Below are 22,453 nucleotides of genomic sequence, written 5' to 3' on the forward strand. Positions count from 1 at the left end.
CCATGAATGACACGAACAAAATTCGCCCATCGCCCTCCCGTGGCCGCCCCGGTTTCTCCATCAAGATCGAGGGACCGAGAGTCGGAGAGGCGCGTCTTTCGGCGAACGACCTGGCGACGATCATCCTCCGTACGCAACAGGCGTTGAAGCGCATCGGGCAGGTGCTCTACGGGGAATCGTCCGTCGGTCAAGGGCGAAAGAAGAAGGAGATCGAAGAGTTGTGCGAGCTCTTCGTTGTGGGCTGGAAGCCGGGAAGCGCCGTCGCCGAGGTCGAACTTGCCGAGCCTCCGGCCCAGATGAGCTTCTTCGGGTACATCGGAGAGGAGAGCCTCAAGGCCTTCCTCAATGGCATGATGCGTATCAAAGATGAGCCGATCGAGACCCTTCAGATGGTGCCGGCAGGTTTCGATCCCGGAGTGCTCCAGACCTGCGACTCCCTGGGACACGTGCTGGATCACGGCGTTGACACGATCACCTTTCGGCCGATCCATGTGGAGACAGTACCTCCCGTCACATTCGATCGCCCGCTTCGAGAGAAGGTCAGGGGGCTGCTCGGGAAGCCCCTCGACCAGCGTCAGGTGGAGAAGGTCGGGCGCCTCGAGGTGCTCGACGGCCATCGCGGCGTGCAGGGACGTCTTTGGGAGCCGGATGGGACGAGGTGGCTTTGCATCTTCAAGCCCGAACATGTGGAGCTTCTTCCGGATTTGTGGCTGCGCACGGTAAGGGTGGTTGGCGAGGCGGTTGTCGAGCCGAACAGGGAACGCGTCCTCAATGTCGCGTCCGTTGTTACTGTCGAGGAGGAATTCCAAGAGAGCGCTCTGGGCGGAGAGGTGGAACTCGCGCCCTTTTGGACCTCTCTCCCGTTGGAGAAGCTGGCTGAACTTCAAGGCGTTCAGCCTGCCGACGACCTCGACCAGATCAGCGCGCTCTGGCCGGTGGACGACGATCCGGATCAGATGCTCGCTCACATCCTCGAAGAGCGCTCGGCGCGCCGCGGCATCGCACGGGGGGAGCATGACCGATGAGCGTTGTGCTTCTCGATACGACGGTCGCGAGTCTCCTGCATCCCAAGAAGAAGGGGAGCGAGATTCGAGCCAAGTACGAGACGCACATGCGGGGACAAACCCTCGCCTTGAGTTTTCAAAGCGTGGCCGAACTGTGGCACTGGGCAGAGACGAATGGGTGGGGAGAGAGCGCTCGCCAAGGGCTTGATAGTTTCGTGCGTCGGTTTCTCGTGATTCCCTACGACTATGAGCTGGCTCGGGTCTGGGCGCGGGTCATGGAAGAGAGCCGGAAGGAAGGCCGTCGCTTCGAGGCCGGAAACTGTTGGATTGCCGCCACTGCGGTGCATCGGCAAATCCCCCTTCTCTCCCACGACAAGGATTTCGCCGGGCGCGCCATCAGCGGGCTAAACGTGATCACCCATGTGGAGGAAATGAAGTGACCGACGACCGGCGGCTGATCGAGGACTACCTCCCCATTGAGGCGATCAGCAAGGAGGCCTCGCGGGAGAAGTCCGTACGCAAGGGGCACATCTCCACGCTGCATCTGTGGTGGGCGCGGCGTCCGCTCGTAGCCTGCCGAGCCGCGGTATACGGAGCGCTGGTGCCGGCGAGTCGGTTCCGGCCGGCGAACGGGCCGGAGGAGAAGCGGGACAGCTTGACCCGGGCCAACGCGGCGAAGTTCGTCGAGCGGCTCTGTCAGTATCCGGGCTCCCCGCAGGCCATCGCCGAGGCGCAGAAGCACATCCTCGAGGCGCACGCCGAGCGCCTGACGAAGGAGACCGGGAATCCGGTCAGTGTGCAAGACATCGTCCAGGGCCGCGCTCCGCGGCCGAAGGTCCTCGACATGTTTGCCGGCGGCGGGGCGATCCCGCTCGAGGCGCTGCGGCTCGGGTGCGAGGCCTACGCGCTCGACTTGAACCCCGTGGCCCACATCATCGAGCTCTGCACGCTGGTCTACCCGCAGAAGTATGGCAAGCCCGACCCGAACGCGCGCGGCATGACCGGCCCCAAGAACGCGAAAGGCGAGACCACATGGGGCGGGCTGGCCGAGGAGGTCCGCTACTGGGGCAACTGGGTCCTCCAGAAGGTCAAGGCCGAAATCAGCGACCTCTATCCACTCATCCCCGACCCAGACAACAATGATGAGAGACCTCTCGTCAAAGCCGAAATGTGGCAGTCCTCTGAAAGGGAAACTGTCCCGCCAGGGTATCTCGTGCCCGTCGCTTATTTGTGGACACGGACTGTTCGATGCAAAAATCCTTCGTGCGGGGCGACTGTGCCACTGGTACGCCAGACCTGGCTATGCAAAAAGAAGGATCGCTATGCGGCGCTGCGGATGATCGCGCCCAAGGGCGAAAAAAGGGTCCGCTTCGAGGTGGTGGAAAGCCACACCGAGAAGGGACTGGGTTTCGACCCGGCAGGCTTTTCCAAGGCCGGCAACGCTACCTGCCCGTTCTGTGGAACCGTGGCCGACAGCGATTACGTGAAGGCTGAGGGCTGTGCCAAGCGCATGGGCGAGCAGATGATGGCCATCGTTTGCACCCGGCCGGGAAGGCAGGGGAAGGTGTACTTGTCAGTGGAACAGGCCCTGGAAGCGACAGGCGGGACGCCTGTCATCCCACCTGAAGAAGAGATTCAAAAGCGCATCGAGGCGCTCTGCCGGAAAACAGGGCTGACGGTGCCGAGGGAGCCGATGGATGTAAATGATCCCACCACTGTTGCCGGAAGAGGTTTTGGCATTAAAACATTTAGTGACCTCTTCACCCCGCGCCAGATGCTCTGCCTGCTCACCTTCGCCGCGGCGGTGCGGGAGGCTTATCAAACCATGGTGGGACAGGCCGGTGGCACAGGCTTCCAGCCTTTGAATCAAGGCACAGGCAGGATGCCTGTGCCACCATTGGATGAGGAGAGGGCCAAGGCGGTAGTGACGTATCTTGCAGTTATTCTCGACCGCTTGGCGGATTTCAACTCGGTTCTTGCAACCTGGAAAGAATCCGCAGGCCATACCTTCGGCCGACAGGCGTTGCCAATGGCATGGGACTTCTCCGAGGTTAACCCGTTGTGCGGCGAGACTGGCAGTTGGGGATCACAGCAGCGCTACGCGATTGAGCACGTAGATTCATCTATCGCTAACGGCCTTCCCGCCACCGTCACCCGCGGCTCGGCGACCGCGCTCCCCTGGCCTGATGGAACCTTTGACGCCGTCATCACCGACCCGCCTTACTATGACAACATACAGTATGCTGCTCTTTCGGATTTTTTCTATGTCTGGCTCAAGCGGACCATCGGCCACCTCTACCCGGAGCATTTTGGTGCAGAGCTCTCACCGAAGAAAAACGAGGCTGTTGCTTCGCCATGGAGGCATAAAAGCAAGGTAGATGCAAGAAAGGCCTACGAAGAGATGATGGCCAAGTCCTTTGCCGAGGCGAACCGGGTCTTGAAACCAGGCGGCCAGATGGTCGTGGTCTATGCCCACAAAACGACGCTCGGCTGGTCCACGCTCGTGGATGCCTTGCGGAAGGCGGGGTTCATCGTAACAGAAGCCTGGCCGCTCGACACCGAAATGAAATCACGGCTTGTGGCAAAGGGAACCGCTGCCCTTGCCTCCAGCATCTTCCTGGTTGCCCGCAAACGGGAAGGGACGGAGACGGGCTCCTACGAGGACGAGGTCCGGCCCGAGCTGGAGCAGATCGTCCGCGAGCGGGTGGACTCGCTCTGGAAGATGGGGATCACCGGCGCGGACCTGGTGATCGCCGCCGTGGGCGCGGGCCTGCGCGCTTTCACGCGGTTCGCCCGGGTCGAGTACGCCAACGGCGAGGAGGTCCCGGCCGAGAAGTTCCTCGCCGAGGTGGAAGGGGTGGTGCTGGAGACGCTGTTGGAAAAGATCTTCGGCATGGCCGGCAGTGGCGTGGCCGCCGTGGACGGACCGAGCCGCTTCTACGTGCTCTGGCGCTATACCTACAAAGTAGCCGAGATGGAGGCGGGCGAGGCGATCGTCTTCACCTACGGGCAGAACGTGGAACTCGACGGCGCGAAGGGCCTCTCCACCGGAAGGCATGCCCTAGTCGAAAAGAAGAAGGGGAAGTACCGCCTGCGGGACTTCACGGAGCGGGGTGAGGACGAAAAGCTGGGTCTCCCCGACAACAGAACGGCGGCACCGCTGATCGACGCCCTGCACCGTATCCTGTGGCTCGTGGAGAACCAGCCGCGCGCGCTCAACAAGTTCCTCGATGAGGCCCGGCCCAACCGGGAACGCCTGCGCCTGGTGGCCCAGGCCCTGGCCGGGACTGCTCTTGCGGGCAAGAAGGATGATGGCCCGGACCACACGGTGGTCACGACGGCCGCCGAACAGGCGGCGCTCAAGAAACTGGTCGCCAACTGGCGGGCGCTGATCGACCAGCGGCTCGCCGAATTGCCGCTTTTAGCGACGGAGGATTCACCATGACTGACTGGCAAGACCGTATCTCCATCGATCCCAACGTGTGTCATGGCCGCCCGTGCATCAAGGGCACGCGGATCTGGGTGTCGTTGATTGTGGACAATCTGGCAGAAGGCATCTCCGAGCAGGAATTGCTGGCGGCCTATCCACAGCTCACGATCGAGGACATTCGGGCCGCGCTGGCCTATGCGGCGGAAATGACGCGTGAGCGGATCATCCCCATTCCGGCGAAGGCAACAGGGGCATGAGCCTGAAACTCGACGAGAACCTCGATGTCCGCCTCGTGTCCATGCTGCGGGACGAGGGGTTCGATGTCGATACCGTTCGCGACGAGGGATTGTCGGGATCGTCAGACGAAGTGATCTATCAGGTTTGCCGGGACTCCCGGCGAGTGCTCGTTACGCTCGACCTCGACTTTGCCAATCCCGTTCGCTACCCGCCGGAGCCCACCGAGGGCATCGTGGTGGTCCGTGTCCCACGGCCCCTGTTGGGCCTGATCCGGGCGACGTTGCTTGACGCGTTGCCGGAGATCAAGTCCGGTCCGTTGAAGGGATCTCTCTGGATCGTCGAACCGGGAAGAATCCGCGTTCACGAGCACCGCAAAGGCAACGGCGAGGAGGAGTCGGAATGAGCACCCGAGGCCTCCGCCCGTGGACCGACCTCGTGAAGTTGCACCCTGATGTCGAAGGGGGCGCGCTCACGGAGGCGGTCTTCGCCATTGACCTGGGAGCCATCGCCTCGGGCGACCCCAACGTGCCCGTCGTGAACCGGGACCCAGAGGCCTTCTTCCGGGCAACGTACCTCACCGCGGATCTCCAAAAGCTCCTCGAGGAGGTGCTGGCGTCGCTCGCCGGAAAGTCGGGCTACAACCGAGTCCTCAAGCTCCGCACGCCGTTCGGAGGCGGCAAGTCGCACACGCTGGCGGCACTCCTCCACGCCGCACGGAAGCGCGAGGCCCTGGACAGCATCCCCGAGGGGAAGGGATTCACGCGGCCGAAGGACGTGGCGGTGGCGGTGTTCGACGGGGAGAAGTTTGACGCCCGCAATGGCAAGGAACTCGAAGGCGGGCGCACGATCCGGACGATGTGGGGCTGGCTCGCCTGGCAGATCGACCCCGAGACGGCCTTCCCCATCGTCGCCCAGCACGATGAGGATCGCGTCGCTCCCGGCGGCGATGTGATCCGGGAGCTTCTGACGAAGGGAGCGGGGGGACGTCCGGTCCTCATTCTGCTCGACGAGGTCCTGAAGTACATGGAGCGCGCGGCGGCGGTGGCCGTGCTCGACTCGACCCTCCAACGACAAGCCAAGGACTTCTTCCAGAACCTGACCGTCGAGGTGTCCGGGAGCACGAACGCAGTGCTTGTGTACTCACTCACGTGGAGCGCGCGGGAGGCGTTCGGCAACGTCACGCTGCTCGCCGAGATCGATAAGCTCGCCGCGCGGGTGGATCAGGTTCGCGAGCCGGTCAGCGGAGACGAGATCCTCCCCATTCTGCAGCGTCGCCTTCTCGGCGCTCCGCCGGACCACACCGTTGCCACGGAGGTCGCGACAGCCTATCAGGAAGTCGTGACCGGCATGCAGAGGGCCCACGCGGAGACGCCCGCCGAGCGCCAGCAGGCCGAAGAAGAAGGCCGCTTGCTGCGCGACCGGATGCGGGCCGCGTACCCATTCCACCCCGCTCTCATCGACGTGATGCGGGAGCGCTGGACAGCGGTTGACGCCTTCCAGCGAACCCGCGGGGCGCTCCGCTTCCTCGCCTCCTGCATGCACTCGCTCAAGAGGAACGGCGACGCGGGGCCGCTCCTGGGTCCCGGGGACGTGCCGCTCTGGGATGAGGAGGTGCGGGTCAAGCTGCTGAAGGAACTCGGGCTCCAGAACGACTACGACCCAGTGATCACGGCGGACATCGAGGGGCCGAACGCCCGGGCCAAGCGCATCGACAAGCGGCTGGCCCGCGAGACGCCTCAACTCGCGAGCGTCAAGCCAGCGACCCGCCTGGCCACCGCCATTCTGCTGTACTCGTTCGGTGGCCTCCGGCGTGAAGGTTCAGGCAACGCTGAAACGCTTCCCCCGGGCGTGACCGAGAGTGAGCTTCTCGCCGCGTGCGTCGGACCGGCTCTCGACAACATCACGGCGACCGCGGTGCTGTCGGAGCTGCGCAACACCTGCCTCTACCTGCACTACGACGGTGTCCGCTACTGCTTCAAGAAGGACCCCAACGTCACCAAGCTCATTGAGGACGCGGAACAGGAAGTTGCGCGGCAAGAGGCGGAAGCCCAAGGACGCGGTCCGGTTCGGGACAAGATCAAGGAGATGCTCGACGCGCGCCTTGCGGGGCACGCCGGCGCCATTGTGTGGCCGGAGAAGAGCCAAGACATCCCGGACGGCGAGCCGCGCTTTCTCGTGGCCTACCTGCCGCTGGAATTTGCTAGAGAGAACAAGGCGGAACAGGAGCGCCAGGCAAGGGAGTTGCTGTCGAAATACGGGGACCGCCCAAGACGCTATCGCAATGGCCTCGCCTTGGCGATCCCCGACAAGAAGCAGATCGAGGCGCTCCGCCGCGCGGTGCGTTACCTCCTGGCCATCGAGCGGGTGGACGCGAAGAAGCAGCAGCTGCGGCTGACGAAGGACCAGCTCGACCAGCTCAAGGAGAGGAAGCGCACCGAAGAAGCGACGGCGGAATCCTGCTTCCGCGACCTTTACACGGCAGGGTGGCTGCCGCGGGTCGAAAACGGCGAGATCGGCATCGAGCGCGTGGAACGGGGGGGTGGCCCCTTCAACCCACCGGGATTCACCAGCGAATCATGGAGCTACTCACGAGCGTAGGAACCCCGCGCGTCCATGGCAGCGTCACCCCGGGCAAGATCGTAGAGCGCGTGCGGCTGGGAGAACCGCTTGCCCCGGGCGAATCGCCACTCTTGGGCATCAAAGCCTCAGAGGTGCTGGAGGCCTTCTTCCGGGACATCGCGCCTCCGCGCCTCGAATCGTCGAACGTCCTTCGGAAAGGTATTGCGTGTGGGGTGACGGAAGGAACCTTTGCGTACACGAGCGGATCACAGCCTGCGCTCGGCCCCGACGGGAAGTTCCAGGTGGCCCGTGACAAGGTGGTGATCGGACGGACGCTTGCTGAGGACGAGGTGGATTTCGAGTCTGGCTTCCTCATGGTGCCTACGGCCCTTCCCGAAGCGGCAGCCACTCCCGCACCGGGAACCGTTCCGGTCCCACCTGGGGTTCCGGTTCCCACCTCTGGGGCGCCTCCTCGGCTTATGGAGGGTGGGCCGGTTCTTGCCCCAACGCCCGGTGCAGCGGGCGCAGCGCGCCAAGGCACCGTGCGATTGAAGTTCAAGGCCACGAGGGACCAGATCTTCAAGGCCTTTCCCGCCATCGCCAACTTGGCGGACAAATCGGACGACCGGAAGGTCACGATCCACGTCGAAGGACAGTCTTCGGAGGGCTTCGACCCGGTGTGGCTCCGCAACGCGGTCGAGGAGCCGCTGGACGAGGCTAATATCGAGCGAGAGCTAGACGGGCAGTCGTAGCCGCAACTTTGACCAGAGGGCGGACGCCCCATGCCTGATCCTACTCGACGAGCCAGCAGATTACTGTGTGGGTGCGGCGGCGGTGCCGGTGGGAGACACCACCCTGGCGAATCAGACCGTCTCCTTTACCGCGCAGGTTACCGACACGGTGCAACGGGTGAGTTGACAGAACTTCACCAAAGCAAGAATAATAAGAGATCGCCTACGAAAAACTATCAGAAGCGGAACTGGCGGAATTGGTAGACGCGCTAGATTCAGGTTCTAGTGTCCGCAAGGACTTCGGGGTTCAAGTCCCCGGTTCCGCATCCTAGGGAGCCTTCAAAGTACGGTAGGATAGAAGCATTGGCTTCTGTGCGTTGTCATTATGGCTTTTTCCTCCATTGCCGTTCGCGAACTCCCCATTTTTCCTTTGCCGGATGTTGTGCTCTTTCCGGGACGACCACTGCCGCTCCATATTTTTGAATTCCGCTACCGCATCATGATGAATACGATTCTGGAGAGCGATCGCCGATTTGGCATCGTGATGTGGGACCCGCAAACGGGACGGCCAGCCACGGTGGGCTGTTGTGCGGAAGTGCGTCGCTACGAACGGCTTCCCGATGACCGCATGCTCATTGATTCTCTGGGTCAGCAGCGGTTTCGCATCCTTGACTATGTGCGCGAAAAACCCTACCGCGTTGGACTGGTGGAGTGGATTGAGGATGAACCCACCAGCATTGATCTGCGCCCCTTAGCCCAGGAAGTACGTCAACTCCTCGAGGATGTGGTGCGCCTCTCGGCAAAACTGACGGAACAACCCATGGAACTGCCCCCCGATGTGCCCACCACTGCCCTGGAGCTGTCCTATTGGATTGCCAGTAATTTTCGCGGTGTCGCTCAGGAGCAGCAACGCCTTTTGGAGCTACAGTCCACCTACGATCGCCTGCTGCGGGAAGCGGAAATTTTAACCACCACCCGCAATCACTTGGCGGCCCGTACCGTCCTCAAGGAAACCTTCAAATAGGCCGTGTCCTTCTCGACGGAATATGTTAGGCTAGAAGTCCTGCTTATTTTGCTTCACGTTGCCTTGTAGGGGAGAAAACTCATGAGCCGCGTTTGTCAACTAACTGGAAAAAAGGCCAATAACGCCTACGCTATTTCCCACTCCCATCGGCGGACCAAAAAACTACAGGAAGTGAATTTGCAATGGAAACGGGTGTGGTGGCCAGAGGGCAAGCGTTGGGTGCGACTGCGCCTCTCTACCAAAGCCATTAAAACCCTCGAGCGCAAAGGCCTGAGTGCATTTGCCAAAGAAGCGGGGTTGAATCTTAACAAACTCTAAGGGTGACCCATCCTCAGAAATCGACGCGCCCATAGCGAGCGAGGATGTCCCGCTGGTGAGTCTGTTGCTGCGTTTGCCACGCCCACAACTGATCCCCAAGGGAAAAGTGCCACCACTCGTTTGGGTGGCGCTGAAAACCCGCATCGCTCATTGCTTGATAGAGAATTTGGCGACGCTGAGCAAAGCAGGCGGCATTGATCTGGTCAGGATGACGATCGTAAAAATCGGGAAAGGAACGCTCGGAAACTTCATCAATGGCGCCCCCCATGTCCAGAGGATGGCCTGCCTGGTCAGCCAGGGTCAGATCAACGGCAGCACCGGTACTGTGGGGGGCGGTTCCTTGGGGTCTGAGCTGGGCACAGCCCAAAATTGATAAACCTGCTGCCAAATCTCGGTGGCGATCGCGGGCTCAAGCTGCTGCGAATCATACCCCCGCTCTTGACAAAGGGCAGTAAAGGTATGCGCCACCATGAATTGCTGCACCGCAATTGGGCGATAGGCATCAAAAATCGCCAGTTGCCAGCCGTAGGGCTCTAGGAATGCTTGGGCCCGCTCCAGGGCAGCAATCACGCCTAAGCGCAAGTAAAAGGGCGAAGCCCTGCCATAGGGGGCACCGAGACTTTGATAGGGATGGGGGGCCAACCGCAGAAAGGCAGGGGGAATAGGTGCTAGGGGTTCCCCGCACTCCGCAATCGGAATTTTAGTATAGGGCTTATCCCCCATCGGGACTAGGACTTGGCTTCGCGATCAAGGGCGAGTTCGACTTGCTTAAACTCCTGTTCGAGGCGGGCTTTCAGCTTCTCAGGGAGAGGACGATTGGGATAGGAACTGTAGTGACCCGCGAGGGAGTTGAGGGCGGTTTGCATCGTCATAAAAGAGGAGAGCGATCGCAACGAGTCATCGCGACGATAGAGGGCAAAGAAATCATTCAACTTTTTGCGGGCCTCTGCTTGAGCTGCCTTTTTGTTGGGGGCATTCTCTGGTAGAGCGATCGCTTCCCGCAGGCTACTGATCAGGGCAAGGGTATCTTCACGGAAATTGCCCGTTAGCCCCGTGGGCACATTGGCACAACTGGTCAGCAGTAGTGACACACTTAGGAAAAGCGCGCAAACCATCGCCCAAAAACGTTTCATACTCAACCCCAAAACAAAATTTAGGTTTTAAGATACCCACGAGGCTAATCTTAGCAAGAATTGGTTACCCTAACCCGGTTCTGTCCCTGGGAAAAGGACGGTATTTGGGGCATGATGATCTCAGCCATGATAAACGCTAGGTGATCAAGGGGTGCAGGAACGCGGTTGGCAATGACAATCTACTTTTATCGCGTCAAGGATGCCTACGGCAGTTTTTCCAATTTCTCTCCCCACGGGTTTACCCTAGAGGGCTATTACTGGCCAACAGCAGAGCACTACTACCAAGCCCACAAATTCTTTGGCACTCCCTATGAGGCCTTTGGTCATGCTATTCGCATCGCGCCAACTCCTGAGGCGGCTGCCCAACTGGGTCGCAGTGGTCGCTATCCTGTTCATCCCCAGTGGGATCAGCTCAAACAGGCAGTGATGTGGCGTGCCCTTGTGGCTAAATTTACCACCCATGCCGAGTTGCGGGAACTGCTCTTGGCAACCGTGGATGAAGAATTAGTGGAGGACTCCCCTGTAGATAGGTATTGGGGCTGTGGGAGCGATCGCCAAGGCTCAAACTACCTAGGACGGCTGCTGATGCATTTGCGGCACTGTCTGCGCCAAGGGGCAGATCTCCACGTCTTTACTCCCCTGCAGGATTGCCCTTTCTGTCAGATGCCATGACTTTTGCCTACCACCCAGTGGCGACGGAAAAAACGGGCAAGGCTAGATTCTTTCAGTTGCAGACAGATAGGGCGACCATGGGGGCAGGTGTGGGGTTGACGACAACGGTACCACTGATCCACCAAGGTTTGCATTTCCGCAAGGGTGAGGGGCGTTCCGTTACGAATGGCACTGCGACAGGCAACGGCCACTTTGGCGGCGCTCAGATCCGTCACTTGGCTGAGTTCAATGAGGGCGGCGACTCGATCTGGGCGATCGCGCAGTAGAGCAGGAACCCTACGCACTGCCCAAAGCTGCACCCCAAAGGGGGCGACCCCTAGCCCCCAGTCTTGAAAGCGTTGCACTTGTGTTTCCGTGAGAGATTCCAGCAACACCGGCTGCTCTAGCTCCACTGCTTGCCAATCCGTTTCAATCTGCTCGTAAAGCACCCGTTCATGGGCAATGTGCTGCTCAATCAGCCAAATGCCCTCGGCGTGCTCGGCAATAATGTACGTATTGTGCAACTGGCCCACCACTTTCAGTGCAGGTAGGGAAGTGGTAGGTCCCTTTGGGGATAACAGGGTTCGATAGCGAGCCGGAGGTTCAGCCGCTTTGAGCACCTGATAGCCGCTGGCATCATTCAAGGGGGTGGTTGGGCAGGCCAGGAGTTGGCCAATGCGTTCTACCAACAGGGTTTGCCATTGCTCTGGCTCCCGTAGATAGATCCTGCGCTTTTGGGGCTCTGCTGACCAGTCGATCGCCCCCGGGGGTAAATGGAGATGGGCAATACAGAGGGGAAAGCGCTGCCGAGGGAGGCTGCGACCAAAGGCCTCAAGAATCACCTGCTGCCACGAGGGATCACTGTGCAGTTCCACCCAACGGCCATTAACGGCAACCCCTAACCCATCGGGGCGGGGACGGTGGTGGCAATCTGGCGGCGCCAAGACCAGTTCGATCTGGGCATCACTCATTTGGCGTAGATCTTGAGGATGCAGTTGTGGGATGAGTTGCAGCAGGCGATCGCCCAAAGACGCCACTGCCGGCCAGTGACACCACTGTTTGCCATCCTTAAGGAGATACCAAGCCACCTGCGGGAAACAGAGGGCGATTTGCTGAAGCCGCTGCCGTACCTGGTTTGGATTTGCTCCCTGCTGACGTTGGGGCCAGTTCTGAAAAATGTGCTCAGCAATCACACGGGTCCCCACCGCCATTCCTAGAGGACGCTGGCTGCGCACCTGCCCGTGGGCATCATAACTCACTCGCCAACCGCTATCTGCCTCGCGATGGCGGCTGCAAATCGTTAACTGGGCCATTTGTGCCAAACTGTGGAGGCTTTGGCCGCGAAATCCCAAGGTTGTGATGTCGGCTAGTTTCCCGCTGGCGGGTAACTTGCTGCTGGTGTAGGGGAGGGCTACTTGAGTGAGATCTGCCCAGCGAATTCCTTCGCCATTGTCCGTGACCTCAAGGTGCCATGCTGCAGGGTGCCAGTGCAGGTGGATGCGACTTGCGCCAGCATCAAGGGCATTTTCCACCAGTTCTTGGGCAATCGTGGCAAAGGAGTCGAGGGTTTCAGCGGCAGCGATCGCCCGCTGCATTTCAAGAGGCAACGGAACAACCGTCAGGCCATTATTCATGGCAGCCATTCTTGGACAATGTCAAAAATTTGGTGGGCCAGAATTAACTTTGGTACCTTGGCAAGAGGGCGCGATCGCCCCTGACGATCCAGCACTACCGCAGCATTTTCAACGGTGCCGAAACCACAATCCGCTTGATCTACTGCATTGGCAACCATCAAATCCAAGCCCTTGCGTTTTAGCTTCTCCTGGGCAGGCGTGACAATATCCCCCGTTTGGGCGGCAAAACCAATCAGACGTTGGTGGGGCTGACGCATTTGAGCCACCGCTTGCAAAATATCGGGCACAGGACTCAGGGGTAAGGCCGTAGGCAACTCCGATTTAGGCAGCTTTCCCGACCACTGCTGAGCCGGGCGGACATCGCCAACGGCGGCAGCCATCACCAGCCAATCTGCCTCTGGCCACAGCTCTAGGATGGCCTTGAACATTGCTTCGCCACTCATTGCTTCAATAGCGCGTACCTGCGCTGGGATCGGCTCGGCGATCGCCCCATGAATCAACGTTACCGTCGCCCCGCGATGAAGGGCTGCCCTTGCCAGAGCGATCCCCATTTTTCCCGTTGCCGGATTACCGATGAAGCGCACCGCATCCCAATATTCCCGGGTGCCCCCGGCGGTAATCAACAGATGCTTCCCAGCTAAGTCTCGCTTGCCGTGGGTATAGGCCAAAGAATCTAAATAGGCAATGATTTCCTGCGTCTGCGCCATTCGCCCCACACCGACACTGTCACAGGCCAAGCGGCCATAGGCCGGGGGTAAGCAATGATAACGGGGCTGTTGTTGCAGTTGTTGCCAATGGGCTTGTACCGTCGGTTGCTCCCACATTGTGGTGTTCATAGCCGGTGCCACCAAGATTGGCATTTGCGAGGCCAGCACCGTACTGACCAGTAGGTTGTCCGCTAAACCCAGCACCAATTTTGCCAACGTATTAGCTGTCAGGGGAGCAATTAACATCAGGGTTGCCCTTTCCGCCAGCTCAATATGCAGTGGTCGTGGCGCTTGGGGATGCCAAAAATCCGCATCCGTGAGTACTGATCGCCGGCACAGGGTTGAAAGGGTCAAAGGGGTAATGAATTGCGAAGCAGTCTCCGAAAGGATGGCAGAAACCTGCCACCCCGCTTTCACCTGCGTGGAGATCACATCGCAGATTTTATAGGCAGCAATGCCACCCCCCACCCCCACCAGCAAATGGGGAACTGTTCTAGGACTCGTCAAAGGCCTCTAAATCCAAAAGATACAGATAGGGCTCCACCAGCTCTGGTCGGTGAAACGCAATGGCACGCAGGAGGTGCCAGTCTTCGAGGGCAGCAAAGGGGGTGTCGTAGTCATCCTCCTCAAGTCGTCGCGCCAAGGCTGCCACATCTTGGGGGGTTAGATGGTTGATATATTCCTGAGAATAGTGATGTGTTGCTTGCATAACCCCTCCGGCATGACGTCTAAGGAGCACAGCTCTTTTCACTAGGGATGAGACATACTCAACACTGGGAAGACTAGAGAGTATTCCATCGCTGTGACGCTGGTATTTTCTATTTTAGAACCCCTAGAAAAAGACTGTAATCCTGCTGTTAGAATTATACTCCTTGATGACAAGCCTCCAGCGTGCTTTATTGTCAGAAGATTCATTGTCAGAAGAGCAAGCTCACCAGTTACTGGAAGCAACTGTAGCCAGTCGGCAACCAGAAAGCAGATAGCAAACAATTGTTGCAAATAAAATAATTGTTGCACTGAGATAAAAAGCAGTCGCCCCCATTGGCTATCGTTGAAAAACATAACCGACTGGGGAAGGCCCGATGAGACAGCAGCAGATCACTCCTCTCCTTCTGACCGTAACCCTTGGCGGGGCAATTGCTCCCCTACCCTTCTCTACAGTGGTCGTTGCCCAAGCCACCAATTTAGCACCTATCAACATTGCTGAGTTGGTGCGTGCCCGCAACTATGCCCGCCAAGCCGCAGAACGGGCCAATGGTGGATTAACCCGCTATCGAGCCGAGCAGTCCATGCATGGTCCTGTACGCCAAGCCCCCTATGTGCGTAATGCCGACGGCTCCTACACGTTTCGGATTTTGGGCTATCGGGTGAGAAATGGCGTACCCGAATCCATGCCTAGCATTGAAACAGTGGCTACTGTGGCTCCCGATGGTCGCACCACCATTGACTACAACGGCCCAATCCGCAACTAACTGACCAAACCATCGCCCTTGGCCAAGAACTCCTTGAGGAACCAGCGATGTTTTTGGTGAGTTTGCACCAAGCGGGTGTAGAGATCGGCGGTACCAATATCACCGGCCTCAGTGGCGATTTCGGCATCTTGGTGCATTTCAGTAATGATCAGTTCATGGTTGGCGATCGCCTCCTCAATCATTTGCTTGACCGTGAGTTGGCCACTGGAGGGGTTTACTGTTGCTACTTTTAGGTAGTCTGCTGGGTCTGCCACGGGTTGGCCATCCAGCATGAGGCTACGCTCAGCCAGTTCATCAATCATGGCAAAAACCTCTGACCCCTGTTCTTCAAAAAGCAGGTGTAAATCACGGAACAGAGGGCCGTAGGTCAACCAATGGTACTTCTTGTAGTTCAAATACATGAGCACTGCATTGGCCTGTTCCCGTTTGAGCGTGGTCAGCACTTGCTCCTTCAGCGTGGTTGTTGCACTCATAGCAGTCTCCTTTGACAGTCGTTGAACTGTCCTGTCTTACTTAATCATACTCATAACGAGTACGTTTTAGCAATCCCTCAGGGTGCTACTGCCATTCTATTGACATTAAGATGAAGGTGGTTTCCTGCTGCTTAACAACGTTAGGATAAGCAGCATAGCAATGAACTCCATAATTTAGTTTTTAGCTACTCCTATGGATGCTTCGGCCAATCGCCCCGACACCTACGTTCCCCTACACTCGCCGACTCGCGCTGGTGAACAGCAGCGGGGGTTTATGCGTCCCAGTGAGCTGATTTTAGCGGCACCCACACCCCGATTATTGTTGCACTCAGTTTACATGCAACGTTCAATTGTGTTGGATCAGTTACCTGCTTGGCAAATTGGTCGCAGCAAAGACTGTGATATTGTTTTGCCCGATCGCTGGTGTTCACGGCGTCACATTCGCATTGAGCGTCAAGCGGATCATCGCTATTGTTTGACTGATCTCAAGAGCATGAACGGGACGTTTGTGGGCAATAACCGCATCCAGACTCCCTACATCCTCCGGCATGGGGATCGCATTTCCATTGGTGAGTCAGAGCTAGAATACATTGACCTGCGGGATGTGCCAGGTCCTTACCCCTACACCCATCACTCCGGTGAGAGCAAGGGTCAAGTGACGGTGTTGATGACCCATTCTTCCCGTACCCAAGGGGAAATGTGGCGGGAATTATTGAACTCCCAGAGTATTTCAACGATTTGGGCAACTTCCCACTTTGAGTTAGAAAAAATCATTGCCCATCTGGAGTCCCTCAACTGCAACATCAACCTCTTGCTCTTGGATTTGGGAATGCCAAAAACGAATCCCTACAACTTTTGTCGGCAGTATCGCCAGCGCTATCCACAAATGAATGTCATTCTCCTCAGTGGCATGCGTACCCGTGTCCATGAATCGGAGTGCAAGTGGGCAGTCAATCAAGGCGCGATGGCCCTCTTTGGGGGGTTGCCCCGCGAAAATATGCTTGGGGAGCTCACAAATATTACGGAGCGATTACAAACAATTGCCAAAGCCCTGGGCTGGACCTACTTCAATCCTGAAGCTCTCACCAGTACCCTTCTAAAACTGCAAGATGCTGTGGATACGGAGATGCCGGGGATTGTCCTTGAGAACCGCTGCATGGATGAGTGAGCAGTGCTACAGTCAGTGGAAGTAGTGTTTTCAGCAGATGGCGAACATTGGTTGTTACAACGTCACAAATTAGTGCCCTTGATAAATCCCTAGGACGTCTGGAGTGGCCACGTCTCTGTCAGCAGTTGGCAACATTTGCTTCGACAAAGCGGGGGATGCGTCAGCTTCAAGGGGGAGACATCTTAGGGGGTACCCCAGCGGCCAGTCGAGTGCTGTTGGCGCAAACTGCCGAGGTAATTGCCCTAGAGACGGTACATCAAGTGCGCTTAGATTTCAGCCAAGTCACGGATATTGAACCTGCCCTTGCGCGACTGGATCATCAGGGCTGTTTGCAAGGCACGGAATTACTGGCGATCGCCCACCTGTTGAGTGCTGCGCGGCAACAGCGACGTCAAATTGAGGAGCACGAGCAACTCAGTGAACTCCAACAACTGGTGGCCGGTGTCCGCACCTATCCTGAGGTGACGCAGGAAATCTACCGCTGCATTACCGATCAAGGTCAAGTCAGCGATCGCGCCAGTCCTGAATTAGCTCAGATCCGCCAGCAGCAACGGCAATGCCGCGCCCAGATCCAGCAGCAGCTTCAGCAGATTCTTCAGCAGCGAGCAGGGGCAATTCAAGAGGCAGTGGTTACCCAACGGCGCGATCGCTATGTGTTGGCGGTCAAAGCCACCCACAAAGACCAAATTCCGGGCATTGTCCACGATCTCTCCGCCAGTGGAGCCACACTCTACATTGAGCCACAGGAAACCATTGACCCGCAAAACCGCCTGCAACAACTGGCCCATCAGGAGGCTGAGGTCGAACGCGCCATTTGCCAAGCCCTTTCGGATCAGTTGGCCACCATTAGTGATGATCTGTGGTATCTACTGGATGTGCTGACTACCCTCGATGTGGCAGTTGCCCGTGCCCGCTATAGTCTCTGGTTGCAGGGAAACCCACCGCAGTTTGTGAGTAATACGCGGCTGCACCTGAAGGCCTTGCGTCATCCCCTCCTGGTGTGGCAGGAGCACCATGAACAGGGTCAGCCAGTGGTTCCCATTGACATTGAATTACAGCCAGCCACAAAGGTGGTGACCATTACAGGCCCGAATACAGGCGGGAAAACGGCAACCCTAAAAACACTGGGATTGGCCGCCCTCATGGCCAAGGCGGGGTTGTATGTGCCGGCGGCAGCCCCCGTAGAGTTGCCTTGGTTTACGGGCGTTTGGGCAGACATTGGTGATGAGCAGTCCCTTACTCAAAACCTGTCCACGTTTTCTAGCCATATCTGCAATATCCGCGATATTCTCACAGAGCTGGAGGTCACAGGCGGCAATACACTGGTGCTCCTGGATGAAGTGGGGGCAGGCACGGATCCCACTGAAGGCACAGCCCTGGCGATCGCTCTGTTACGCTATCTGGCAGAGCACGCCAGCCTCACCTTTGCCACCACCCACTATGGTGAGCTCAAGGCCCTCAAGTACCAAGACAGCCGCTTTGAAAATGCCTCCGTTGAGTTTGATGAGGAGACGCTAGCCCCCACCTATCGGTTGCTGTGGGGCATTCCGGGACAATCCAATGCCCTGGCGATCGCCCAACGGTTGGGGCTATATCCCAGCATTGTTGAGGCGGCCAAGGCCCTTCTCAGCAGAGATAGCAACAGTGTCAATGAGATGATCATGGGTCTGGTGGCTCAGCGCCAGGATCAAGAGGCCAAAACCACAGCGGCAGCGACCCTGCTGCGCGATACCGAAGCCCTCTACCAGGAAATCGCCACGAAGGCGCAGGAACTACGACAGCGACAGCAGCAGTTGCGCCAGCAACAGGAGGAACAGGTACGCACTGCCCTCCATCAAGCTCAGCAGGAAATTGCCAAAATCATTGCCCAACTGCAACGGGCCAACAGTCCTGAACAGGTACAAGCCGCTCAAACTGCCTTGGCGCAGATTGAAAAAACCTACCTACCACCCCCCCGCCCGCTGGCTTTATTCCTCAACCGGGCGATCGCGTGCGTTTACCCCAATGGCAACAGGTGGGTGAAGTCCTCAGTGTCAGCCAGCAGGGGGATATTGTCGTCCAAGTGGGTTCCGTGAAATTTACTGTGCCGCCCCACGCCGTCGAGTCCCTTCAAGGGGAACCCGTACACACGCCGTCTAAGCCCAAGCCTAGCCCAGCTCCCTCCCCGCCAACTGCCCGCACAACAGCACCGGCCATCCGCACCGAGAGCCGTACCCTGGATCTGCGGGGCAAGCGTATCCATCAGGCGGAACCTCTCCTAGAGGAATTCCTCAACCGCCAGCAGGGAACCGTTTGGATTATCCACGGCCACGGCAGTGGTGCTCTACGCCGGTTTGTGCATCAATTTTTAGATCAGCACCCCAGCGTTCAAAGCTATCACCTTGCGCCTCCTGAAGAGGGTGGCCGGGGAGTAACAGTTGTGCAGTTATAGGAAAAAAGACCCATGCAGCAGCGGATTAAGGATATTCTTCACCAAGGTCAAGTGGGCGATCGCGTCACCGTCAAAGGCTGGGTGCGTACCAAACGCGAACTCAAGGAATGCACCTTTGTCAACCTTAACGATGGCTCAACCCTAGCCGGATTGCAGGTGGTCATTCCCAACACCCTTGCAGCCGCCACCCCAACCATCAAAGACCTGACCACCGGTGCCGCAGCGGAATTCACAGGCGAGCTGATGCGCTCCCCTGGCAAAAACCAAGCCATTGAACTCCATGCCCAGGAGATTCACCTTTGGGGCAGTGCCGATCCAGAAACCTATCCCCTGCAAAAGAAACGCCACAGCTTTGAATTTCTACGCACCATTGGTCATCTGCGACCACGAACCAATACCCTAGGCGCTGTGATGCGAGTGCGCAATGCCTGTGCCACTGCCATTCACCAATTCTTTCAGGAGCGGGGATTCCTCTGGGTGCATACCCCCATCATTACCGCCAGTGACTGCGAAGGGGCTGGGGAACTCTTTACTGTCACCACACTGGATTTAACCCAGCCGCCCAAAACCCCAGAGGGGAAGATTGACTTCAGTCAAGACTTTTTTGGCCGTCGTGCCTACCTCACCGTCAGTGGCCAACTGGAGGCAGAAATTATGGCCACAGCCTTTACCAACGTCTATACCTTTGGCCCCACCTTCCGCGCTGAAAACTCCAACACCTCGCGCCACCTTGCCGAGTTTTGGATGGTAGAGCCAGAGATGGCCTTCTGTGACCTCAGGGGGGATATGGAACTGGCGGAGGCCTTTTTGCAGTTTATCTTTCGCTATGTCCTTGACCACTGCCCAGAGGATATGGCCTTCTTTCAGGAGCGGATTGATAATAGCGTCATAGCCACTGCCGAACAGATGGCCACTCAACCCTTTGCCCGCCTCAGCTACAGTGAAGCGATTCAAGTCCTTGAAAAGAGCGGCCGTGCCTTTGAATTCCCGGTGGCTTGGGGACTAGACCTGCAATCGGAGCATGAGCGCTATCTTGCTGAGGAATACTGCCGACGCCCCGTAATTGTCTATGATTATCCCGCTGCCATCAAAGCCTTCTATATGCGCCTCAATGACGATGGCAAAACCGTGGCGGCAATGGATGTCCTCGCACCCAAAATTGGCGAGATCATTGGCGGCTCTCAGCGAGAAGAACGCTTTGATGTGTTGCAGGAGCGAATTGTGACCCAAGGCCTAGATCCTGCCCCCTACTGGTGGTACTTGGATTTGCGTCGCTATGGCAGTGTGCCCCACGCCGGCTTTGGCCTTGGGTTTGAGCGGCTCGTACAGTTTATGACGGGCATGGACAATATCCGCGATGTCATTCCCTTTCCACGGACGCCGGGCAATGCCGAGTTCTAGCCCAGGCGCGGCGGTTCGCCAAAGAGGATAATTGAGGTTTGCAGCTCTCGGATGACTTGGGTAGTGATGTCACTCACCGCCAGCCCACCTGCTGTGCCGCGCCGAATCGAACGCATTAAAACCAAGTCATAGAGTCCTGCTTCTTCGAGGATGGTCCTGGGAATATCACTACTAGCAACGGTTTTAATGTGCACGTCAAGGAGACTTGCTCCCTTAGCTTCCTGTAGAATCTGGCGCAAATCCTCCTCAAACTGCGCCATTTGTTCATAGGGTGTGTTTTGCAGGGCCACGTGCAGCAGCATCACCTTTGCTTGACTGGCACTGCCAAGGGCTTGGGCAAAACTAATAATCCGTAGAGTTCTTGGGCTGAGATCTCGGGTCGGCACCAAAATTGAACGGATATTCTCCGGATCATCCAATAGGCGAGTAATGGCCACAGGACAGGGGCTTGACCAGAGGACGTGGTCAATGATGCTGCCAAAAAGCTGGGCGCGCCAACTACTAGTTTCTGGCCAGCCCAAGACAATGAGACTCGCCTCCTGTTCACGACTAAAGCGACTAATCCCGAGGGCAATATCTTCATCAATACGGATGGCAGTGGTTGTCTCGACGTTGTAGGGTGCCGCCAGTTCAGCGGCGCGGCGCAGCAGTTTGCGAGAGCGACGGAGCTTGGTATCGAGGCGGGGATCATTCATGTGCACTTGGCAAGGAATAACCGCAACTGCCACAACTCGCCCCGCCTCATGATGGGCTAGCAGTGCCGCCAATTCCATGAGGGGGCGTTGGGTTTGGGGATTGTGGATGGGAACGACGACAGTAAAGGTGTGGGGCTGGGGATCCTCGTGGCCATCCCACCACGTTGCCAGTTCCTCAATCTCCTCCTGCTCGGGCTGGGGAATTGGCAGCCGACTGGCAGCGCGTGCTGTAACCAGCGGGCCAAGAATTGAGGTGACCACCATTAGCACCAGCACGCTGTTGAGAATGTCTTGGGTGAGAATCCCCTCCTGGAAGCCGACTAGGGTTGCCGCCAAGGTGGCCGCCACCTGAGGCAAAGACAACGACCACATTGTCAACATTTCCATTGAGGTGTAGCGATACCAGCGGGCAGCCAGCCAAGCCGCAATGAACTTGCTGCCAATGAGACCGACGACAATGGCAACCGTAATGCCAATGGAGGCGAGGGTCTTGACAAAGGCAGGAATGTCAATCAGCAGCCCCATGTCCACAAAAAAGCAGGGGATAAAGAGGACACCACCGATAAACTCAACTTTTTCCTTGACGGGACTGTCCTCGAGAACATCATTGACGGCTAAACCGGCTAAAAAGGCACCGACAATCTGCTCAATGCCAATGATTTCGGCACCGATGGCAGCAACGAATAATGTCAAAAGAATGAAAAGGAATTGCTTCCCCTGAGCATCGTGCGATCGCCGGAAAAATTGCTTACCAATGCGGTCAACCCCCCACAGAACTAGAAAGCAATACAGACCAAGGGCAATCAATTGGTTGAGGAGAGTCAGCACCGTGAATTCACCGCGGTTAATGCCCACGCAGATGGCCAGCACCACCAGCGCTGCGGTATCGGTAAAAATGGTTGCGCCAATCGTAATGGTCACGGCTTCATTGTGCACAACCCCCAACTGCCGCACAATTGGATAGGCCAAGAGGGTATGGGAAGCCAGCAGTGAGCCAATGAGAAGCGAGCCATTCCAATCAAAACCAAACCAGTGGCCAATGGTGAATCCGGTTGCCAGGGGGACAATGAAGGTCAAAGCACCGAACAACAAAGAGCGATCGCGAGTTCTGCGAAAATGGCTCAGATCAATTTCTAGCCCCGCCACAAACATTAAATAGACTTTGCCAATGCCTGAGAGGAGTTTGATGGTGTCGCTGTCGTGTTCTAGGAACTGTAGCCCATTGGGTCCAAGCAGCACACCAGCCAACAGCAGACCCACGAGCCCCGGTAAGCGCAGCCGCTCAAACACCGGCGGAATGGTTAAAATGACAGCCAAAAGAACCATAAAAATAAAAATGGGGCTACTAGTGTTCATGGCCGCAATCTACAGGTGACTTTAATGCC

The 22,453-nt window shown here is 57.7% G+C and carries 19 protein-coding genes, 1 tRNA gene and 2 pseudogenes; 15 read left to right on the plus strand and 7 right to left on the minus strand.

Features of this window, described 5'->3' with window-relative positions:
• The first annotated feature begins 2 nt into the window (after positions 1-2).
• The 10 genes from NK55_RS09290 to rpmB all read left to right on the plus strand — a co-directional run bounded on the left by NK55_RS09290 (position 3) and on the right by rpmB (position 9,303).
• Entirely contained in the window at positions 3-1,025 is a 1,023-nt protein-coding gene (locus NK55_RS09290; RefSeq protein ID WP_024125473.1) for a hypothetical protein, read from the plus strand.
• Positions 1,022-1,444 (plus strand): PIN domain-containing protein, encoded by a 423-nt coding sequence (locus NK55_RS09295; RefSeq protein WP_024125474.1) that lies wholly within the window; start codon positions 1,022-1,024, stop codon positions 1,442-1,444. The genes NK55_RS09290 and NK55_RS09295 overlap by 4 nt, the downstream gene beginning before the upstream one ends.
• Positions 1,441-4,449 carry a DUF1156 domain-containing protein gene (locus tag NK55_RS09300; protein ID WP_024125475.1) on the plus strand — a complete coding sequence of 1,003 codons (3,009 nt, stop codon included), beginning with the start codon at positions 1,441-1,443 and terminating at the stop codon, positions 4,447-4,449. The genes NK55_RS09295 and NK55_RS09300 overlap by 4 nt, the downstream gene beginning before the upstream one ends.
• Positions 4,446-4,691 (plus strand): DUF433 domain-containing protein, encoded by a 246-nt coding sequence (locus NK55_RS09305; RefSeq protein WP_024125476.1) that lies wholly within the window; start codon positions 4,446-4,448, stop codon positions 4,689-4,691. The genes NK55_RS09300 and NK55_RS09305 overlap by 4 nt, the downstream gene beginning before the upstream one ends.
• Positions 4,688-5,074, plus strand: coding sequence for a DUF5615 family PIN-like protein (locus tag NK55_RS09310; protein ID WP_024125477.1), 387 nt, complete (start codon positions 4,688-4,690; stop codon positions 5,072-5,074). The genes NK55_RS09305 and NK55_RS09310 overlap by 4 nt, the downstream gene beginning before the upstream one ends.
• Positions 5,071-7,269, plus strand: coding sequence for an ATP-binding protein (locus tag NK55_RS09315; protein ID WP_200865503.1), 2,199 nt, complete (start codon positions 5,071-5,073; stop codon positions 7,267-7,269). The genes NK55_RS09310 and NK55_RS09315 overlap by 4 nt, the downstream gene beginning before the upstream one ends.
• Positions 7,248-7,982, plus strand: coding sequence for a hypothetical protein (locus tag NK55_RS13710; RefSeq protein WP_200865504.1), 735 nt, complete (start codon positions 7,248-7,250; stop codon positions 7,980-7,982). The genes NK55_RS09315 and NK55_RS13710 overlap by 22 nt, the downstream gene beginning before the upstream one ends.
• A gap of 221 nt (positions 7,983-8,203) precedes the next feature.
• Positions 8,204-8,287: transfer RNA gene (locus NK55_RS09320), tRNA-Leu, on the plus strand.
• Between the two features lie 59 nt (positions 8,288-8,346).
• Positions 8,347-8,985, plus strand: a complete 639-nt coding sequence (locus tag NK55_RS09325; RefSeq protein ID WP_024125478.1) for an LON peptidase substrate-binding domain-containing protein — start codon at positions 8,347-8,349, stop codon at positions 8,983-8,985.
• 81 nt (positions 8,986-9,066) lie between these two features.
• Positions 9,067-9,303, plus strand: a complete 237-nt coding sequence (gene rpmB, locus NK55_RS09330; protein WP_024125479.1) for a 50S ribosomal protein L28 — start codon at positions 9,067-9,069, stop codon at positions 9,301-9,303.
• A gap of 13 nt (positions 9,304-9,316) precedes the next feature.
• Here rpmB and NK55_RS09335 read toward each other — a convergent pair.
• Both NK55_RS09335 and psb27 read right to left on the minus strand, forming a co-directional pair.
• Positions 9,317-10,026 (minus strand): annotated as a pseudogene (locus tag NK55_RS09335) (M15 family metallopeptidase).
• A 5-nt stretch (positions 10,027-10,031) separates the two neighbouring features.
• Positions 10,032-10,436 (minus strand): photosystem II protein Psb27, encoded by a 405-nt coding sequence (gene psb27, locus NK55_RS09340; protein ID WP_024125480.1) that lies wholly within the window; start codon positions 10,434-10,436, stop codon positions 10,032-10,034.
• Between the two features lie 171 nt (positions 10,437-10,607).
• On the opposite strand from psb27, the gene NK55_RS09345 reads away from it, so the two are divergent.
• Positions 10,608-11,108, plus strand: coding sequence for an NADAR family protein (locus NK55_RS09345; RefSeq protein WP_024125481.1), 501 nt, complete (start codon positions 10,608-10,610; stop codon positions 11,106-11,108).
• Here the strand turns inward: NK55_RS09345 and mutL are convergent.
• From mutL to NK55_RS09360, 3 genes are read right to left on the minus strand one after another with little or no spacing between them, the layout of a single operon-like run.
• The gene (gene mutL, locus NK55_RS09350) at positions 11,096-12,730 is read right to left on the minus strand and encodes a DNA mismatch repair endonuclease MutL (protein WP_051372840.1); all 1,635 of its coding nucleotides are present in this window, start codon (positions 12,728-12,730) and stop codon (positions 11,096-11,098) included. The genes NK55_RS09345 and mutL overlap by 13 nt on opposite strands.
• Positions 12,718-13,935, minus strand: coding sequence for a bifunctional phosphopantothenoylcysteine decarboxylase/phosphopantothenate--cysteine ligase CoaBC (coaBC, locus tag NK55_RS09355; RefSeq protein WP_024125483.1), 1,218 nt, complete (start codon positions 13,933-13,935; stop codon positions 12,718-12,720). Before coaBC ends, mutL begins: the two co-directional genes overlap by 13 nt.
• Positions 13,922-14,137: a DUF2555 domain-containing protein gene (locus NK55_RS09360; protein ID WP_024125484.1), complete on the minus strand. Its 216-nt coding sequence runs from the start codon at positions 14,135-14,137 to the stop codon at positions 13,922-13,924. Before NK55_RS09360 ends, coaBC begins: the two co-directional genes overlap by 14 nt.
• Before the next feature lie 373 nt (positions 14,138-14,510).
• Here NK55_RS09360 and NK55_RS09365 point away from each other — a divergent pair, with 373 nt between their 5' ends.
• Positions 14,511-14,900 carry a hypothetical protein gene (locus NK55_RS09365; protein ID WP_024125485.1) on the plus strand — a complete coding sequence of 130 codons (390 nt, stop codon included), beginning with the start codon at positions 14,511-14,513 and terminating at the stop codon, positions 14,898-14,900.
• On the opposite strand, the gene NK55_RS09370 is transcribed toward NK55_RS09365, so the two are convergent.
• Positions 14,897-15,373 carry a Dps family protein gene (locus tag NK55_RS09370; RefSeq protein ID WP_024125486.1) on the minus strand — a complete coding sequence of 159 codons (477 nt, stop codon included), beginning with the start codon at positions 15,371-15,373 and terminating at the stop codon, positions 14,897-14,899. The two genes, NK55_RS09365 and NK55_RS09370, sit on opposite strands and share 4 nt — an antisense overlap.
• A gap of 193 nt (positions 15,374-15,566) precedes the next feature.
• Between NK55_RS09370 and NK55_RS09375 the strand changes: the two genes are divergently transcribed.
• From NK55_RS09375 to asnS, 3 genes and pseudogenes are all read left to right on the plus strand, one after another.
• Positions 15,567-16,541 (plus strand): FHA domain-containing protein, encoded by a 975-nt coding sequence (locus tag NK55_RS09375; protein ID WP_024125487.1) that lies wholly within the window; start codon positions 15,567-15,569, stop codon positions 16,539-16,541.
• Positions 16,542-16,588: 47 nt separating this feature from the next.
• Positions 16,589-18,972 (plus strand): annotated as a pseudogene (locus NK55_RS09380) (endonuclease MutS2).
• A gap of 12 nt (positions 18,973-18,984) precedes the next feature.
• Positions 18,985-20,373, plus strand: coding sequence for an asparagine--tRNA ligase (gene asnS, locus NK55_RS09390; RefSeq protein ID WP_024125488.1), 1,389 nt, complete (start codon positions 18,985-18,987; stop codon positions 20,371-20,373).
• On the opposite strand, the gene NK55_RS09395 is transcribed toward asnS, so the two are convergent.
• Positions 20,370-22,424 carry a cation:proton antiporter gene (locus NK55_RS09395; RefSeq protein ID WP_024125489.1) on the minus strand — a complete coding sequence of 685 codons (2,055 nt, stop codon included), beginning with the start codon at positions 22,422-22,424 and terminating at the stop codon, positions 20,370-20,372. The genes asnS and NK55_RS09395 overlap by 4 nt on opposite strands.
• Positions 22,425-22,453: the final 29 nt, after the last annotated feature.

This window comes from Thermosynechococcus sp. NK55a (assembly GCF_000505665.1).
In the GTDB taxonomy this organism is placed as follows: Bacteria; Cyanobacteriota; Cyanobacteriia; order Thermosynechococcales; family Thermosynechococcaceae; genus Thermosynechococcus.

Excerpts from the sequence above, each read along its gene's own strand:
- NK55_RS09290 (WP_024125473.1), top strand. The coding sequence starts at position 3 with ATGAATGACACGAACAAAATTCGCCCATCGCCCTCCCGTGGCCGCCCC.
- NK55_RS09295 (WP_024125474.1), top strand. The coding sequence starts at position 1,022 with ATGAGCGTTGTGCTTCTCGATACGACGGTCGCGAGTCTCCTGCATCCC.
- NK55_RS09305 (WP_024125476.1), top strand. The coding sequence starts at position 4,446 with ATGACTGACTGGCAAGACCGTATCTCCATCGATCCCAACGTGTGTCAT.
- NK55_RS09310 (WP_024125477.1), top strand. The coding sequence starts at position 4,688 with ATGAGCCTGAAACTCGACGAGAACCTCGATGTCCGCCTCGTGTCCATG.
- NK55_RS09315 (WP_200865503.1), top strand. The coding sequence starts at position 5,071 with ATGAGCACCCGAGGCCTCCGCCCGTGGACCGACCTCGTGAAGTTGCAC.
- NK55_RS13710 (WP_200865504.1), top strand. The coding sequence starts at position 7,248 with ATGGAGCTACTCACGAGCGTAGGAACCCCGCGCGTCCATGGCAGCGTC.
- NK55_RS09325 (WP_024125478.1), top strand. The coding sequence starts at position 8,347 with ATGGCTTTTTCCTCCATTGCCGTTCGCGAACTCCCCATTTTTCCTTTG.
- rpmB (WP_024125479.1), top strand. The coding sequence starts at position 9,067 with ATGAGCCGCGTTTGTCAACTAACTGGAAAAAAGGCCAATAACGCCTAC.
- psb27 (WP_024125480.1), bottom strand. The coding sequence starts at position 10,436 with ATGAAACGTTTTTGGGCGATGGTTTGCGCGCTTTTCCTAAGTGTGTCA.
- NK55_RS09345 (WP_024125481.1), top strand. The coding sequence starts at position 10,608 with ATGACAATCTACTTTTATCGCGTCAAGGATGCCTACGGCAGTTTTTCC.
- mutL (WP_051372840.1), bottom strand. The coding sequence starts at position 12,730 with ATGGCTGCCATGAATAATGGCCTGACGGTTGTTCCGTTGCCTCTTGAA.
- NK55_RS09360 (WP_024125484.1), bottom strand. The coding sequence starts at position 14,137 with ATGCAAGCAACACATCACTATTCTCAGGAATATATCAACCATCTAACC.
- NK55_RS09365 (WP_024125485.1), top strand. The coding sequence starts at position 14,511 with ATGAGACAGCAGCAGATCACTCCTCTCCTTCTGACCGTAACCCTTGGC.
- NK55_RS09370 (WP_024125486.1), bottom strand. The coding sequence starts at position 15,373 with ATGAGTGCAACAACCACGCTGAAGGAGCAAGTGCTGACCACGCTCAAA.
- NK55_RS09375 (WP_024125487.1), top strand. The coding sequence starts at position 15,567 with ATGGATGCTTCGGCCAATCGCCCCGACACCTACGTTCCCCTACACTCG.
- asnS (WP_024125488.1), top strand. The coding sequence starts at position 18,985 with ATGCAGCAGCGGATTAAGGATATTCTTCACCAAGGTCAAGTGGGCGAT.
- NK55_RS09395 (WP_024125489.1), bottom strand. The coding sequence starts at position 22,424 with ATGAACACTAGTAGCCCCATTTTTATTTTTATGGTTCTTTTGGCTGTC.